Source organism: Thalassobaculum sp. (assembly GCF_040219615.1).
Lineage (GTDB): Bacteria > Pseudomonadota > Alphaproteobacteria > Thalassobaculales > Thalassobaculaceae > Thalassobaculum_A.
In genome coordinates this window covers 1-15,826 of record NZ_JAVJSE010000014.1, presented here as the reverse complement: position 1 = coordinate 15,826, position 15,826 = coordinate 1, and the positions used below count along the sequence as shown (strand labels likewise).

At 67.9% G+C, this 15,826-nt stretch carries 14 protein-coding genes; 9 read left to right on the top strand and 5 right to left on the bottom strand.

Features of this window, described 5'->3' with window-relative positions; translation table 11 throughout:
- Window positions 1–59 precede the first annotated feature (59 nt).
- The 5 genes from RIC31_RS09690 to goxB all read left to right on the top strand — a co-directional run bounded on the left by RIC31_RS09690 (window position 60) and on the right by goxB (window position 7,600).
- Entirely contained in the window at window positions 60–1,505 is a 1,446-nt protein-coding gene (locus RIC31_RS09690; protein WP_350105832.1) for an FAD-binding oxidoreductase, read from the top strand.
- 106 nt (window positions 1,506–1,611) lie between these two features.
- Window positions 1,612–2,406: a hypothetical protein gene (locus RIC31_RS09685; RefSeq protein WP_350105830.1), complete on the top strand. Its 795-nt coding sequence runs from the start codon at window positions 1,612–1,614 to the stop codon at window positions 2,404–2,406.
- A 153-nt stretch (window positions 2,407–2,559) separates the two neighbouring features.
- Window positions 2,560–4,353 carry an acyl-CoA dehydrogenase gene (locus tag RIC31_RS09680; protein WP_350105828.1) on the top strand — a complete coding sequence of 598 codons (1,794 nt, stop codon included), beginning with the start codon at window positions 2,560–2,562 and terminating at the stop codon, window positions 4,351–4,353.
- 104 nt (window positions 4,354–4,457) lie between these two features.
- The gene (gene goxA, locus RIC31_RS09675; RefSeq protein ID WP_350105825.1) at window positions 4,458–6,497 is read left to right on the top strand and encodes a CTQ-dependent glycine oxidase GoxA; all 2,040 of its coding nucleotides are present in this window, start codon (window positions 4,458–4,460) and stop codon (window positions 6,495–6,497) included.
- Window positions 6,494–7,600, top strand: coding sequence for a glycine oxidase maturase GoxB (gene goxB, locus RIC31_RS09670; protein WP_350105822.1), 1,107 nt, complete (start codon window positions 6,494–6,496; stop codon window positions 7,598–7,600). Before goxA ends, goxB begins: the two co-directional genes overlap by 4 nt.
- 3 nt (window positions 7,601–7,603) lie before the next feature.
- Here the strand turns inward: goxB and RIC31_RS09665 are convergent, their stop codons facing one another.
- Window positions 7,604–8,206 (bottom strand): hypothetical protein, encoded by a 603-nt coding sequence (locus RIC31_RS09665; RefSeq protein ID WP_350105819.1) that lies wholly within the window; start codon window positions 8,204–8,206, stop codon window positions 7,604–7,606.
- 146 nt (window positions 8,207–8,352) lie between these two features.
- On the opposite strand from RIC31_RS09665, the gene RIC31_RS09660 reads away from it, so the two are divergent.
- Window positions 8,353–8,895 (top strand): DUF924 family protein, encoded by a 543-nt coding sequence (locus tag RIC31_RS09660; protein WP_350105816.1) that lies wholly within the window; start codon window positions 8,353–8,355, stop codon window positions 8,893–8,895.
- 16 nt (window positions 8,896–8,911) lie between these two features.
- Complete coding sequence (locus RIC31_RS09655; RefSeq protein ID WP_350105814.1) at window positions 8,912–9,853, top strand: 2-hydroxyacid dehydrogenase; 942 nt, start codon at window positions 8,912–8,914, stop codon at window positions 9,851–9,853.
- A 438-nt stretch (window positions 9,854–10,291) separates the two neighbouring features.
- Here RIC31_RS09655 and RIC31_RS09650 read toward each other — a convergent pair whose 3' ends face one another.
- The gene (locus RIC31_RS09650) at window positions 10,292–12,844 is read right to left on the bottom strand and encodes a sensor histidine kinase (protein WP_350105811.1); all 2,553 of its coding nucleotides are present in this window, start codon (window positions 12,842–12,844) and stop codon (window positions 10,292–10,294) included.
- 40 nt (window positions 12,845–12,884) lie between these two features.
- The gene (locus RIC31_RS09645; RefSeq protein WP_350105808.1) at window positions 12,885–13,136 is read right to left on the bottom strand and encodes a hypothetical protein; all 252 of its coding nucleotides are present in this window, start codon (window positions 13,134–13,136) and stop codon (window positions 12,885–12,887) included.
- 508 nt (window positions 13,137–13,644) lie between these two features.
- On the opposite strand from RIC31_RS09645, the gene RIC31_RS09640 reads away from it, so the two are divergent.
- Complete coding sequence (locus tag RIC31_RS09640; protein WP_350105806.1) at window positions 13,645–14,349, top strand: MarR family winged helix-turn-helix transcriptional regulator; 705 nt, start codon at window positions 13,645–13,647, stop codon at window positions 14,347–14,349.
- 98 nt (window positions 14,350–14,447) lie between these two features.
- On the opposite strand, the gene RIC31_RS09635 is transcribed toward RIC31_RS09640, so the two are convergent.
- Window positions 14,448–14,702 carry a helix-turn-helix domain-containing protein gene (locus RIC31_RS09635; RefSeq protein ID WP_350105803.1) on the bottom strand — a complete coding sequence of 85 codons (255 nt, stop codon included), beginning with the start codon at window positions 14,700–14,702 and terminating at the stop codon, window positions 14,448–14,450.
- Between the two features lie 154 nt (window positions 14,703–14,856).
- Between RIC31_RS09635 and RIC31_RS09630 the strand changes: the two genes are divergently transcribed.
- Window positions 14,857–15,108: a hypothetical protein gene (locus RIC31_RS09630; RefSeq protein WP_350105800.1), complete on the top strand. Its 252-nt coding sequence runs from the start codon at window positions 14,857–14,859 to the stop codon at window positions 15,106–15,108.
- Between the two features lie 6 nt (window positions 15,109–15,114).
- Here RIC31_RS09630 and RIC31_RS09625 read toward each other — a convergent pair whose 3' ends face one another.
- Complete coding sequence (locus RIC31_RS09625) at window positions 15,115–15,627, bottom strand: acyl-CoA thioesterase (RefSeq protein ID WP_350105797.1); 513 nt, start codon at window positions 15,625–15,627, stop codon at window positions 15,115–15,117.
- Between the last annotated feature and the right edge of the window lie 199 nt (window positions 15,628–15,826).

Sequence of the window (15,826 nt, the reverse complement as noted above, 5' to 3'; positions counted from 1 at the left end):
TGTGCCGTCCGGGCCATCGCCTAATATCCCGGCCGAGTTCGACCGATCAGGAGATCCCGATGGCCGCCCCCGCCGCCGTCGCCGCAGACCGCGTCCTGGACGCGGCGCTCGACCGCATCAGGACCATCGTCGGGCCGAAGGGCTGGACCGACGACGCCGACGCGATGCGGCCGCATCTCGAGGACTGGCGCGGCCTGTTCAAGGGCAAGGCCCGGATGCTGGTCAGGCCGGCCAGCACCGAGGAGGTGGCCGGCGTGGTCGCCGCCTGCAACGAGGCCGGCATCCCGATCACACCCCAGGGCGGCAATACCTCGCTGTGCGGCGCCTCGACCCCGGACGACGCCGGCGACGGCATCGTGCTGTCGCTCGCCCGCATGAACCGGGTGCGCGGGCTCGACGCCGCCAACCACACGATCACGGTCGAGGCCGGCTGCATCCTGGCCGACGTACAGGCCAGGGCCGCCGACGCCGACCGCTACTTCCCGCTGTCGCTGGCGGCCGAGGGCAGCTGCATGATCGGCGGCAACCTCTCGACCAATGCCGGCGGCACCAACGTGCTGAAATACGGCAACGCCCGCGAGCTTGTCCTGGGCCTGGAGGTGGTGCTGCCGGACGGCCGGATCTGGAACGGCCTGCGCGGCCTGCGCAAGGACAACACCGGCTACGACCTCAAGCAGCTGTTCCTGGGAGCGGAAGGCACGCTCGGCATCATCACGGCGGCGGTACTGAAGCTGTTCCCGAAGCCGACCGACGTGCGCAGCGCGTTCTGCGCGGTGCCCGACATCGCCTCGGCGGTCACCCTGCTGGGCCGGGCCCGGGCCGAGAGCGGCGACGCGGTCGAGACCTTCGAGTTCATGCCGCGGCTGGTCATCGACCTGGTGCTGAAGCACATGCCCGACACCGAGGACCCGCTGCAGGAGCGCTACGAGCAGTACGTCCTGCTGGAACTGGTCTCGACCGCCAGCGGCGAGAGCGACCTGGGCGCCAAGCTGGAGGCGATCCTGGAATCCGCCTTCGAGGACGGCCTGGTGCTGGACGCGGCGATCTCGCAGTCCGAGGCCCAGCGCCAGGAGTTCTGGAAGCTGCGCGAGAACGCCTCGGAGGCGCAGAAGATCGAGGGTGCCTCGATCAAGCACGACGTCTCGGTGCCGGTCTCGCGGATCGCCGAGTTCTACGACGCCGCCTGGGAGCGGGTGCAGAAGGTCGACGGCGACGTCCGGCTGGTCGGCTTCGGCCATGTCGGCGACGGCAACCTGCACTACAACCTGCAGGCCCCCGAGGGTGGCGACGGCAAGGCGTTCATGGCCAAGTGGGAGCGCTTCAACCGGGCGGTCCACGACACCGTGGTCGAGATGGGCGGCTCGATCAGCGCCGAGCACGGCATCGGCCGGCTCAAGCGCGAGGAACTGGCGCACTACAAGGATCCGGTCTCGCTGGACCTGATGCGGACCGTCAAGGCCGCGCTCGACCCCAAGGGCATCCTGAATCCGGGCAAGGTGATCTGACCGTAGGTATATTCCCCTATCGCGCCGGGAGATTTCCGGGCAATGTCGGGACAAGGATCGCCACGGCCGGCGTATATGGGGCTGCAGCTCCCGCACCAGTGAGACCATGCCCAACGACCTGTCGCCGCGTCCGGCCCCGATCCCGTTCGACGACGCCCTGATCGAGATGGAGCGGCGGATCGCCGTCGCCCGCGTCCACACCCGGCCGTTCCCGCACATCGTCGTGGACGACGTTCTCCCGCAGGCGGTCCGCGAGGGACTCGACCGCTACTGGCCGGGCTTCGATCGGTTCACGCTGTCGAACCACAATCACCGCGGCGAACTCCGTGTCGTGAAGGCCGCCATCGGCACCGAGGGCCACGAACTCAGGCTCTGGTCGTCGGTGCAACGACTGGCACTCCACGCCAACCGGGCGGTCAGGAGGCGGCTGGAACGCCATTTCCACGACAAGTATCGGCCGCTCCTGGGGTCGGACTGGCGGCGCCGGCTCGGGCCGATCTCCTATCTCGACAACGACTCGATGCTGGCCCACTACACCGGCCCGCTCCATATGGCACCGCACATCGACAACGCCCGCGTCGCCATCAACTGCTTCGTGTACCTGGACGACCCCCAGATGCCGACGCCGGAACCGCGGCGGGGCACGACCCTCTACCGATCTCTCGGTTTCTCCTGGCCGACGAACGTCCCGCTGCCCGAACCCCTGCAGACCAGGTTCCTGCGCGAGGACCGGGAGATCGGCTGGCAGGAGAACCGCCTTCTGGCCTACGTCAACGGCCCCTGGTCGTTCCACGGGGTCTCGCGCCACGACCTCGGGGAGAGCCGGCGCCGGCTGCTGATGTTCGGGTCGCTGCTGGACAAGGCGACCACGGAACGGGTGCTCGACCCGTTGTTCCGGTAAACGGAAGGGCGCGCTCCTCCCCCGGGTCGTTGCCGCCCCGCCGGATCGGACCCTCGGACCGGCCCGGGGGCGATTGCCGCGCCGCCTTCCGCAGGATAGAACCCGACCGAGGTTCACCGTGCCAGAGAGCCGGGTCTTTCGAGGGAGGTCGTCATGGGCGCCTACGCCGCTCCGTTGCGCGACATGCGCTTCGTCATCGAGGACGTGGTCGGGCTCGACCGCGTCGCCGGCCTTCCCGGACTGGAGGGGACCGACGGCGGGCTGATCGAGCAGATCCTGGCCGAGGCGGGCAAGCTTGCCGGCGGCGTGATCGGTCCCCTGAACGAGATCGGCGACCGCCAGGGCGCGCGTCTGGAGAACGGGGTGGTGCGGACCCCCGACGGCTTCGCCGACGCCTACCGGCAGTTCGTCGAGGGCGGCTGGAACGGCGCGCCGTTCGAGGAGGAATGGGGCGGCATGGGCCTGCCATGGCTGGTCGCCACGGCGCTGCAGGAGATGTGGCAGGGCGCCAACCTGGCCTTCGGCCTGTGCCCGCTGCTGACCCAGGCGGCGATCGACGCCCTGCGCGAGGTCGGCACCGAGGAGCAGAAGCGGCTCTACCTGCCGAAGCTGGTCAGCGGCGAGTGGACCGGCACCATGAACCTGACCGAGCCGCAGGCCGGCACCGACCTGGGCGCGATCCGCACCAAGGCCGAGAAGCTGCCGGACGGCAGCTACCGGCTGCGCGGCCAGAAGATCTTCATCACCTACGGCGACCACGACTACACCGACAACATCATCCACCTGGTGCTGGCGCGCTCGCCGGACGACATCGCCGGGACCAAGGGCCTGTCGTTGTACATCGTGCCGAAGTTCCTGGTGAACCCGGACGGCTCGCTCGGTGCGCGCAACGACGCCAAGCCGCTGTCGCTCGAGCACAAGCTCGGCATCCACGCCAGCCCGACCTGCGTCATGGCCTATGGCGAGGACGATGGTGCTGTCGCCTACCTGGTGGGCGAGGAGAACCGCGGCATCGAGTACATGTTCATCATGATGAACAACGCCCGCCTGGCGGTCGGCCTGCAGGGCCTGGCGATCGCCGAACGGGCCTACCAGCAAGCCGCCGACTACGCCCGCAACCGGGTCCAGGGCCGGGCCATCCAGGGCTCGCCGGGACCGGTGTCGATCATCCGGCACCCCGACATCCGCCGCATGCTGCTGACCATGAAGGCGCAGATCGAGGCGATGCGGGGCCTGGTCTACGACGTGGCCGCGGCCATCGACGTCGCCGACCGGCACCCGGACGCCGGAGAGCGCAAGCGGGCGCAGGCCCGTGTCGACCTGCTGATCCCGGTGGCCAAGGCCTGGTGCACCGACGCCGCCGTCGAGATCTGCTCGACCGCCGTCCAGGTGCATGGCGGCATGGGCTTCATCGAGGAGACCGGCGCCGCCCAGCACTATCGCGACGCCCGCATCACGCCGATCTACGAGGGCGCCAACGGCGTCCAGGCGCTCGACCTGGTCGGCCGCAAGGTCGCCCGCGACGGCGGCGAGGCGATGCGGGCCTTCCTGGCCGACGTCGACGCCACCCTGGCCGCCCTAGGCGACGGCGGCCCGGCCCTGGCAAGCCTGCGCGACCGGCTGTCCGCCGGCCGCGACGCCCTCGGCCGGGCGACCGACTGGGTGGTCGCCACCATGCCGAACGACCCCGCCGCCGCGGCCTCGCCGTCGGCGCTGTTCCTGGAGCTGTTCGGGCTGGTCGCCGGCGGCTGGCTGATGGCCCGTTCGGCACTGGCGGCCGGCACCACGCTCGCGGCCGGCGCCGACGGCGATGCCCGCTGGATGGAGGCCAAGCTGGTGACCGCCCGGCACTATGCCGACCACCTGCTGTCCCAGGCGCCGGGCCTGCTGAGCGCGATCGAGGCCGGCGGCGATACGGTCATGGCTCTGGCCGACGACCAGTTCTGATGAGGAATTTTTACTACCTTCAGTAGATTCATCGGACGATCTGCGTTCCCATTCCCTGTACCGACGGCTATCCTCTTCGGACAGTCACGCAGGGGAACGAATCCATGCCGAAAGCGTCGAACCGAGGATCGGGACTGAAGCGTCGAGACTTCCTGGCTGGCGCCTCGGCACTGACCCTCACATTTCCGCTCGTCCCCAAGTCGGCGGTCGCGGCCACCGGCAGGGAGACGGCGCCCGCCGGCGCCGCGGTCGCCCGGCTCGGCATCTATCCGGCGATCGGCATCTGCCGGGTCGGCGGCAGCGCCAAGTGGTTCCTGGCCCCCGAGGTGCCCGGGTTGCCGCCGCAGCCGGAGGGCGGCTTCAAGGACGGCGAACAGGCCATCAAGAAGCAGGTCCAGCGGTTCCGCATCTACGCCTTCGACGACCAGGACCGGGTGATCGGCGAGGTCACCGCCGCCGATGCGAAGATCGAGTGGCGGGTGCACGTCGCCAACACCAAGGCGGCCTGGTATGGCTTCAACAACCCGCTCGACAACGGCGCCCTGGCCCCCGGCCTGCCCGGCCAGCGCCGCAACCAGTATTTCGTCACCGACGAAGAGCGCCTGAAGATGCTGGCGATCGACGGCGGCGAGACCAGGATCCACGGCGCCGGCACCAACCCGAACGGGGACGACCCGCGCTATGCCATGGGCGGCCGGTTCTGGGACCAGATCGACGTCGGGCTCGGCCATCTCCGGACCGACGACGCCGGCCGGCTGCTGGTGTTCCCGCCGGACGGCAAGTCGGCGAGCCCGACCAACGCGCCGATCACCAGCTTCGCCGACAACAACGGCTGGCACGACGACTGGTGCGACGGGCCGGTCGAGGCCGCCGTGACGCTCGGCGACGGCACCGTCAGGATCGCCGACCATGCCTGGGTGGCCTCGGTCGGGCCGAACTTCGCGCCCGAGATTCCGCCGATCTCGACCCTGTACGACGTGATCGCCGACCTGAACGTCGCCGAGGGCTGGACCGCGGCGCCGTCGGTGCCGATCTCGTTCCGCCGCGACATCTATCCCACCTTCCGCCGGCTGGCCCTGATGGAGTGGGTCGCCGCCGAGGGCAACCTGCGGCAGGGCTGGCTGAACGTCGGCGACTTCGCCGACCCGGCCTATATCGCCAGGCTGCGGGACCCCAGCCCGGCCAACCGGGCATTCCGGCAGTCGGTGTTCGAGAAGTTCCGCGACCCGGAAAACAGCGCGCCCGATGCCTACAAGACCGAGCGCCTCAAGATGCCCTACATGCTCGGCGACGGCGTGAACTACGACGGCAGCCCGCTGCAGTGGTTCCGCTTCCCGAAACTGCAGTACCGGCACCTGCAGCTCTGGGCCGACGGATCGTTCACCGACGACTACCAGGATCCCGTCGCCGACGCGGTGACCGGCGTCGACGACCTGGACCTCGCCCTGCGGCCGGACGCACTGACCGAAGCCGCGCTGGAACCGTGCTCGGGCGGCGCCTTCCACCCGGGCGTCGAGCTCACCTACTACCTGCGCCTGAAGGAGATGTATGCCCGCAACCGGGACCGGGCCGCCGAGCCGTTCCGGATCGCCCTCGCCAAGCGCCCGTCCCTGCTGCAGGACATCGGCTTCCTGCTGACGCCCGAGACCGCCTTCAACGGCAACCCGGATCTCGGCACCCCGCCGCCGATCGGGCCGCAGGGGCCGGGCGACCTGACCCGCTGGATGGGCCTGCCGTGGCAGTGCGACGCCTTCAGCTGCCAGCAGGTGCTCATGCAGTCGGACTTCCCGACCGCGGTGTGGTGGCCGGCCCTGCTGCCGATCGACGTGCTGCCGGAGGCCTACTACGAGAACATGATGCGCAGCGACCTGTCGGACGACGAGCGCCTGAAGTTCTTCGAGAGCCGGGTCGCCTGGTCGCGCGGCGTCGCCGGCATCGGCTACCACGCCAACGCCAGCTACTGGGACGGGATTACCAACATGATCGCCCTGTGGGAGCGCATGGGCTTCGTGGTCAGGCGCCCGGGACCCGGCGGCGACGGCAAGCTGGCGGCAATCCCCGGCGAGGTGTTCGTCGAGGTCGGGCGCGGCAACATGGAAGGCCGCTTCCAATGGAAACCGTCGATGGGTGACCTGCCGAATTGACCGTCCCGGCGACGGCCGACGTCGCGGTCGTCGGCGGCGGCATCGCCGGCGCGGCGGCCTGTATCGCCCTGCACGGGCGCGGCCAGAGGGTGCTGTGGATAGCGCCGGACCGTGCAGCGGAGACGCCGGTGGGGGAATCCCTCGCCCCGGCCGCCGGCACGGTCCTGGCGCAACTCGGCGTGGCCCATCTGCTCGACGGCGACGGCCATCGGCCGGCCAATGCCACCTTCTCGGCCTGGGGTACCGACGCCCTGGTCGAGCGCAATGCCGCCGTCCACCTGGCGGGCCCCGGCCGGGTGCTGGACCGGGCGCGCTTCGAGGCCGGGCTGAGGGAACTGGCGCTCGCCCATGCAGAGCATCGGTCGAGCGCCCTGGCCGACGCCCGGACCGTGTCCGGGATCTGGCGCCTGGCACTTGCCGACGGCTCGCAGGCCGCCGCGCGGTTCCTGGTCGACGCCAGCGGCCGCGCCGCCACGCTCGGACGGCGGGTGGCCGGGCACCGCCGCGACGACCGGCTGGTGGCCGCCTGTGCCTTCCTGCCGCACCGGGACCCCGGCGTCCAGCCGACCCCCGCGACCCTGATCGAAGCGGTCGGCGACGGCTGGTGGTATGCCGCCCTGCTGCCGGACGGCCGGCTGTCGCTGGCGTGCTTCTCCGATCCCGATCTGCTGCCGCGCGGCCTGTCGCGCGATCCCGGCGCCTGGCAGACGCTGATCGGCGGCACCGCATACATCGCCCGCTGGATCGGCGACGCCGGGTTCGGCGTCGAGGCCCCACCGCGCCTGTACAGCGCCGGGACCACCTGGCTGGATCCGGTGGCCGGAAGCGTCGACGGCGCCGGCTGGGCGGCGATCGGCGACGCCGCCGCCGCCTTCGACCCACTGTCCTCGCACGGCATGACCACGGCGTTGTGGACGGCCGAGCGGATCGGCGAGGCGGTCCCGGCATGGCTGGCCGGCGACCGGCAGCCGCTGGACGGCTACACCCGCGCCGTCGCCGACGGCGTCACGGCGTTCCGGACCCAGCGCGCGGCACTCTACGCCGGCGAACGCCGGTTCGCGGGGCGGCCGTTCTGGCGGCGGCGCGCCGCCGCCGCGTCGTAGGGCTCAGAGGATGCCGTCGAGCGGATTGAGCCGGAAATGCGGCCGCGGCGCGAGTTCGAACGACCCCATCGAGCCGCTCCGGTTCTGACCGGCCGAGCCCGGGAACATCTCCTTCATGCCCTGGCGGATCATGTCGCGCAGGACCGGGTCGCCCAGGCCCGACAGCTTCGGCCCCGACACCTTGGCGCCGGCGATCGGCTCGTCCTGGTCGCAGAACGCCATGAACAGGTTGGTGCGGTCGGCATAGCGCGCCGCCAGCACCGCCGTCTGATAGGCGGAGCGGCAGACCTCCCCGGTCGAGGTCGCCTGCTCGGCATCGAAGCGGGCGACGATCCGGTAGTTGTTCTTGGTCGCCGCCGCCCGGCTGGCGGTATAGGTCACGTCGGACCCCATCACCGCGCCGTCGGCATATTCCGCCAACCGTGCCGCCACGTCGGTCGGGGTGAGCTGGAACGGCGCGTTCACCGAGACCACCAGCACAGGCGAGTTGTAGCCGGCGAAAGCCAGAAACCGGTGCCGCGGCCCGGCCTGGACACCGGTCGCGGTATCCTGGGCGGTGACGCAACCGGTCAGCAGGAGCAGGGCGAGGCAGGCCATACGGCGCATCGGGCGTCTCCGTTTCGACGTCGGCCACAGATGTGGGTTCGGTTCGCGGTCGGCAAGGTGGCCATATGCCGCGCCGGCGTTTGCCGATGGCGGTCGATCGGCTATCGTCGCCGCCGGATCGCGCGAACGGCATGGGAATCGACGGCATGGCAACCCTGGAGGACGTCCTCGGTTTCTGGTTCCGGGAAGCCGATCCGAAGCAGTGGTTCATCAAGGACGACGGCTTCGACGCCACGCTGCGCAGCCGCTTCGGCGCCCTGCACGCCGAGGCCGCGGCCGGCGGCCTGGCCGACTGGGAGGCGACCGCCGACGGCCGGATGGCCCTGATCCTGGTGCTCGACCAGATGTCGCGGAACCTGTTCCGCGGCGACCCCCGGGCGTTCGCCCAGGATGCCCGCGCCCGGGCCGTCGCGCGCCGGGCGATCGCGGCCGGCGACCACGTGTTCGCCCCGCCCGAGCGCTGCCAGTTCCTGTTCCTGCCGTTCGAGCACAGCGAGGACGTCGCCGACCAGCTCTGGTCCGACGCGCTGTTCCGCGCGCTCGGCGACGCCAACCTGATCGACTACGCCGAACGCCATCGCGTGATCGTCGAGCAGTTCGGCCGTTTCCCGCACCGCAACGCCGCCCTCGGCCGCACCGGCACGCCCGAGGAGCTGGCCTTTCTCGAGCAACCGAACTCGTCGTTCTGACCCGGAGGATCCCCTCGTGACCGACAAGCCCGTGATCGTCGTCCTGTCGCCCTGGTACACGGTGGCGATGGACGAACTGGACCAGCACTTCACCGTCCACAGGCTGTGGGAGGTCGAGGACAAGGCCGGCCTGCTCGCCTCGGTCCGCGACACCTGCGTCGGCATCGCCGGCAGCAAGGTGTGCGACGCCGCCACCATGGACGCCCTGCCGAACGCCAAGGTGATCGCCCATCACGGGGTCGGCTACGACGGGGTCGACGTGGCCGCCGCCACCGCCCGCGGCATCAAGGTGTCGAACACCCCGGACGTGCTGAGCGACGAGGTCGCCGACTTCGCGATCGCGCTGACCCTGGCGACCTGCCGGCGCATCCCGCAGGCCGACCGCTACGTGCGCGAGGGCCGCTGGGAGCGCGAGGGCGACATGAAGTTCACCGACCGCATGTTCGGCCGCAAGGTCGGTATCCTCGGGCTCGGGCGGATCGGCATCGAGATCGCCCACCGCTTCGCCGCCTTCAAGATGGACATCGCCTACCACACCCGGGGCAGGAAGGACGTGCCGTACCGCCACTACGGCTCGCTGCTGGAGATGGCGCGCGACGTCGAGATCCTCGTGGCCATCGTGCCGGGCGGTGCGGCGACCAGGCACCTGGTGAACCGCGAGGTGCTGGACGCGCTCGGCCCGAACGGGGTGTTCGTCAACGTGGCGCGCGGCAGCGTGGCCGACGAGGACGCGCTGATCGCCGCGCTGCAGGATGGCCGGCTCGGCGCCGCCGGCCTGGACGTGTTCGCCGACGAGCCGCGGGTGCCGCAGGCGCTGAAGGACCTGACCGAGAACGTCGTCCTGCAGCCGCACCAGGCCAGCGCCACTCACGACACCCGCCTGGCGATGGGCCGGCTGGTGATGGACAACCTGCTCGCGGGCATCGCCGGCAAGCCACTGGTGACACCGGTAAACTGACGGAAAGCCGGTCGACGGAAGAGCGCCGGCCGGCAATTGACGGCCGCGCCGGCGCTCCGGAGGTCGAGGGGTGGGGGATGACCTCCGCCGTCGAGAGGCGACCGCTACAGGGAGCGACCTGACCATCGTCAGGAAGCGGTCGGCCTCGTCCGACACGGTCTCGCTGTCGTGGGAGAACCGGGACGAGTCCCTGCCACTCGTGCACCGTCTTTCCGGACACGCCCGATCCGGAAACACGTTCACAGTCTGGCCCGCCAGTGCTTGTGCGCCTGCGAGAGCCCTATACTTCCAAGAAGCACTGACGGCCTTGTTTCTGGTTTTCGAGTATTTTACGGATCATATTGTCCAGAAAACCGCACAATTGTAGCACAAGCCCTCAAGTGACAGAAAAATAACGCTATCGTTTTGAGTTTTACTTCATAGAGGCCGCGCGAGCGATCATCGCGAGCCGTCCGGTGGCCATGACGGAGCCTGCCGGCGCTCGGACCCGACCACCGACGGTTCCGACCGCCCGCTCGGAATGCCGATCATCGCCTCGGTTCCACCGCCGGGCCGGCGTCCCAGATGCAGGGTTCCGTGTTGCCGGAGCACGAGCTTCTGCGTGATCGCCAGCCCGAGGCCGGTGCCTTCGGCCGAGGCCAGGCTCGGGTCGGTCAGACGCAGGAACGGCTCACCGATCCGGTCGACCAGGGCCTTGGGAAAGCCCGGGCCCTGGTCGGCAACGACAATCCGCACCATCTCGGGGCCGTCGACGGCCCCGATCTCGACCGTCGAACCGGATGGCGCGTACTTCACCGCGTTCGAGAGCAGATTCAGAAGGCACTGGCGCAACGCGCGCGGGTCGCAGCGCACCAGGACCACCTCGCTTACGGCCCGCTCGATCACGACGCCCTTGGCCTCCGCGAGCGGGCCGATGACATCGATCGCCTCGCCGACGATCCCGCCGGCGTCGTGAACGGCGATCGCCAGCGCCACGGAATCCGCCTCGACGCGCGACAGGTCGAGGATGTCGCTGATGATTTCGAGCAGGTGGCTACCGCTCTGGTGGATGTGATCGAGATACTCGGCCGTCTTTGCCGTCCCCAGCTTTCCGGGGCCGAAGTGGCGGATCATCTCGGTGAACCCGAGGATCGCGTTGAGCGGCGTGCGGAACTCATGGCTCATCCCGGCCAGGAACCGGCTCTTCGCCAGATTGGCAGCCTCGGCGGACCGGAGCTGATCCCTCAGCTGCTCCGACAGCGCCTTCAGATCGTCCTGCACCGCAACGATGTCGGACATGTCGTGCGCCACGACCGCGACGGCCGGACCGTCGGTCGATTGGTAGCGGGCGAGCGACACCAGTGCCGGGAATACCGAGCCGTCGCGGCGCTTCGCCTCTATGATGCGTTGGCCGCTCATCGGCCCTGGGCGCGACAGCGGATCGTCGATGAAGCCGGCGGCCAGCGAGCGATGATGCACGCGGATGCTCTCCGGCAACAGCAGCTCGAGCGATTGCCCCACGATCTCCATGTGCGTCCACCCGAACAGCCTGGTGGCGGCCGCGTTGAAGCGGCTGATGCGCTGCTCCCTGTCGACCGTGAGCATGGCATCCGGGGCGGCGGCCAGGACCGCGCCGAGTTCGTCGCGGGCGTTGGCGACCGCCCGGCGCGACCGGATCTGCTCGGAGACGTCTTCCTGAACGCCGATGAAATGCGTCACCCGGCCGGCGGCGTTCCTGATCGGCGCCACCCGCAGGGCGTTCCAGAACTCCACCCCGTCCTTGCGCCGGTTGCGCAACGTGACCGCGCAGGTCCCTTTTTCGGCGATCGCCTGTCGAATCGTCCGCAGCTCCGGCTGATCCGGCAGTCCGTCGCTCAGCAGACTGCAGTTCCGGCCCGCGACCTCATCGAGCCGGTATCCGGTGATCGTCGTGAAGGCCTGGTTCACGAAGACGATCGGCACCCCGTCGGTCGCCTCGGTGATGGTGATCCCGCAGACGGCGGAGTCCACCGCCGCACTCTTCAGCCACAGCTCGGCCTGCAGCGCGAGTTCGGCGGTCCGGTCGACGTTGACACCCACCACCACCTCGGGCGTCCCGTCCGTGTCGGTCGCAAAGTCCGCGTGGATGCCGAGATGCTTGATCCTGCCGTCCACCGTCCGGGCCCGGTACAGGTCGGAGAACGGCGTGCGCGTCCGTATGGCGTTGCGGAAGGCGGCATCGAACCGCGGCCGATCCGCTGAATCGACGATGTCGCGGAAGGCGTCGTAGGTCCCCCCGAACTCGCCCGGCGCCAGCCCGATCAACTCGTGCTGGACCTTGTCCCATTCGACCCGGTTCCGACGCAGGTCATAGCGCCACACGCCGATGCCCGCCGCCCGCCGCGCCACCTCGGAGCCGTCGAGGAAGCGCGCAAGCCGGTGCCCTCGCTCGGCTGTCTCCAGCAGCCGGCTCAGGGCCAGCCCGAGCAGGGTGACACCGAGCAGCGTGCCCAGCAGCACAGAGGCCCACGACCCCGCCAGGTTCGCGCCTCCCGAGTACAACGACTGACCGACATAGAAGCTCGGCAGGACCACCAGAGTCGCGACGACGGACAGTACGGGAAACCAGAATACCTGCACCGGCGGGAGCGTCCGCCGCCGTGCCAGCCGTCCGAAGCTTCCGCCGGCAACCGCGTACAGACCCATGGCGGCGACCTCGCCGAGAACGCCCGGACCCGCGGCGGCGTGGCGCGCAACGCCGGCGATCGCGGCCGCGACGCCAGCGGCGACCGGCCCCCCGAAGACCCCCGCAAGGACGAGCGGTCCGGCCCCGGTATGGAAGGCGGAGTCGGCAAGCCCCTGTGCCGGTGCGGACATCACGAGCCCGGCGACCGCGCCCAGGACAAGGCCCAGCACGGCCGACCGACGCCGCGAAGTCCTCGGCAGGCGGAACTGCTGCAGGATCAGAAACACGACGACCGCCCCGAGCGACAGCAGGCCCAGATTCTGCAGCAGCGGCAGTAGGTCGATCATGCGCGGCGCCCCCGTGACACGGGTTTACGGCGGCCCGCCGTCAGGACGTGCCCAGAATTGTCAGGGGTGGCCGAGCCGGGCCGGTACCCGCGCCATGCGGCCCGCAGAACCGCATCCCGGCCTGAACGACTCCACGGGATGTCCGTTTACGGAAGACTTCGAACGACAGACCGACGAGTCGGTTCATCGGATCCGAGAAACCCGGCGCTCCGGCGACGATGCTGCCATCGACTGAAACTCCGACGGCATTCCATTCGCGATTCCCTGGTGCAACCATGGTGATCTCCACCATATGCTGCTCGGCCCACACTCCGAGTTCGGTCAAAATTGTACATACCTCGGTGAAAAACTCACCAGGAATTTTCCAATCATTTTGATAACTAAACCCCGTACCCACCAGACAGGAAAATTTTTACTTACGGTTACTGAAATTTTATTCAATCGACGGAACGAGTTCCGCTGCGCGCCCCTGAAATATTCTGAACACCGTGACGACCGCGCCCGGCAGGCAGTCGCCGGCGGCAACGGGACGAACCCACGCCGCCGGGCGGCGATGCCGTCCACAACCCCGCCTTCCGGGCATCCGCTTGAAATCAGCACACGCGCAACCAAAATCCTAAAGGATTGCCCATAGCTCCGACCATCGCCCGGCACGGTCTCGACGGTCGTTGAAGCGCGCGGGAATGCCTCCACTGGTTTCGGCGCGCATCCTTTCAAAATGAAATAATTCAATCTGGTCTTCCTGGAAAACACTCGGTTCTATTGGTTATGTAAAAATCCCAATCGAATTAGAGACATACATGGGACGACACGATCTATCAGAGACCCCGAACAGTTATGTGACGGCGGTCGCTCTCGACAAAGACCTACTTAGTGAATTATCCGTTGGGCTGGAACCGTTCAAGATCCAAATTCATAGATTTAACTCTTTGATCGATGCTCAGAGCAATTGGCTTTCAGCAAATTCCAATGGACACGTTGTACTTATAAATCAAAAATCAATAGACCATGAAACACCCCCGATTCTTACTCGCATTTTCAACAACGAGCGCGTCAAGGTTATTTTATTTGGAGAAAATCCAAGCTCCGATCAGTTGATTTCAGCAATTAGAAATAAAGTTTTCGACTATTTCATACATCCTGCTTCGATACCGGATGCGGTGAATTCTATTATTTCTGCAATATCTGCCATTCAGAACTCAAAAAACATGCAACTTCAGTTGTCTGAACTAGAATCAAAATCTCTTCATCTTATTTTGAACAGATACGATTCTTTACTTTATTTGATAAATGAATGCAGCGCGCGAAATATTCCAGCAACCGCAAGTAATTTGACAACGATGGTTCCGTTTTCTCTTCCGACAGTGCATCGCATTGGCACCGCCCTGAACAATGACAAGATGATTGAAATTCACCGATCGCCGACCGACAAGCGGGTCCGGCTATACAAGGTTTCAGAACACGGAAAGCACTATCTCAACCGAGTCCTGAAGAACAAGATCTAAAAATAGGGCAAATACGATTACTCATCTTGAATAGCGGCCCATCCGACGACCGGGCTGCCGGTCGGGGTCGGCCCGCAGTGTCTCCCGACGTAAACGGCTCACTCACCGGACCGCTCTCTTGCCGGCCCGCTGTAGTCCGGAATCCCCGACGCCAGTGCGCTGCAGGCCAGGCGGATATATTTCGGGATCGTGACGGCTTCGCCGTCGCGCTCGCCTTTCTCGTAATATTGGACGACGCGGCGTTTCAGGCCGAGCGCCTCGGCGGCCTCTTTCTGCGACAGCTTGAGAGACTTGCGCCAGCGCCTGAAGTCGCCCGGCTTCATCTCGAGCTCGGGATCCGCGCTCTTCTTCACGATCCGATCCTCCCAGCCGCGAAGCATATAGAGCGCCCGGCTGCCCGGCGCCAAGCGAAAAGCGCACCAGGTGCGTCTAACGCTCTTGCGCAAGGCGCACAGCGTGCGCATATGATGTCGGTGCGCCGCAGAATGCGGGCGAGAGGAGGTCAGTTTGGCAAGACATCTCTATGTGTATGGCGGTCACGGCTACGAGGGCGAGCTCGAGCTGTTCCGGCGCGCCCATGTCGCGGCCGGCGACGCCGAGACAGCCGATCTGCCGGGGCTGCGCCCACGCTTCCTGTATCGCGTGTGCGACGGGAACTCGGCCGACACCCCGCTGATCACAGACGACGACATCGCCGTCCGCCGCTATCTCGCCAGCCATCCCGGGGCCGAGGTCGCGATCGTTCCGATGACCCGGTAGAACGGCTCACGGCTGGTGGGACGCCAGCAGCGCGCGGATGTCCGCCGGGATCGCCACCGCCCTGCGGCCGACCGGATCGAAGCACACGCCGATGGTGGTCGAGGTCACCCGGCACTCCCCGTCGACGAAGATACCCTGCCGGATGGTGCAGGAGGTCGTGCCGAGCCTGGCCACCCGGGTCCCGGTCCGCACGATGCCCGGAAACAGGATCTCGCGGGCGAAGTCGATCTCCAGGCGCCGGACCACCCACCACACGCTGCCCTCCGGCCCGCCGTCGCCGCCGGACGCCCGGAACAGGCCGACCCGGCCGTTCTCCAGGAACTCGCCGATGGCGTTGTTGTTCACATGCGACAGCGGATCGAGATCGGCATAGCGCAGCCGCTCCTCGGTCCAGAATGCGAAACTCCCCGGGTCGGCCGGGTCGAACTCGGCGACGGGCCTGGCGGCGCGCTCGGGGGCGGCGCGCTCGGGGGCAGCGCGCTCGGGGGCAGCGCGCTCGGGGGATGGGGCGTCGGTCATGCGGGCGGATCCTGTTCGACTGGCTGAAGGGACGACGGCTGCCGGGCCAAAATCGCGTCTAGGTTCTGTACCCATAAAGGGGATTCCCGTTATGGGCTGATTGTGATTCAAGCTTCCAAACTGCGGGAGCTTGATGATGAAGCGTCGTCACGATCTGACGGATCTGGAGTGGCGTGTCATCGCGCCGCTGCTTCCGAAC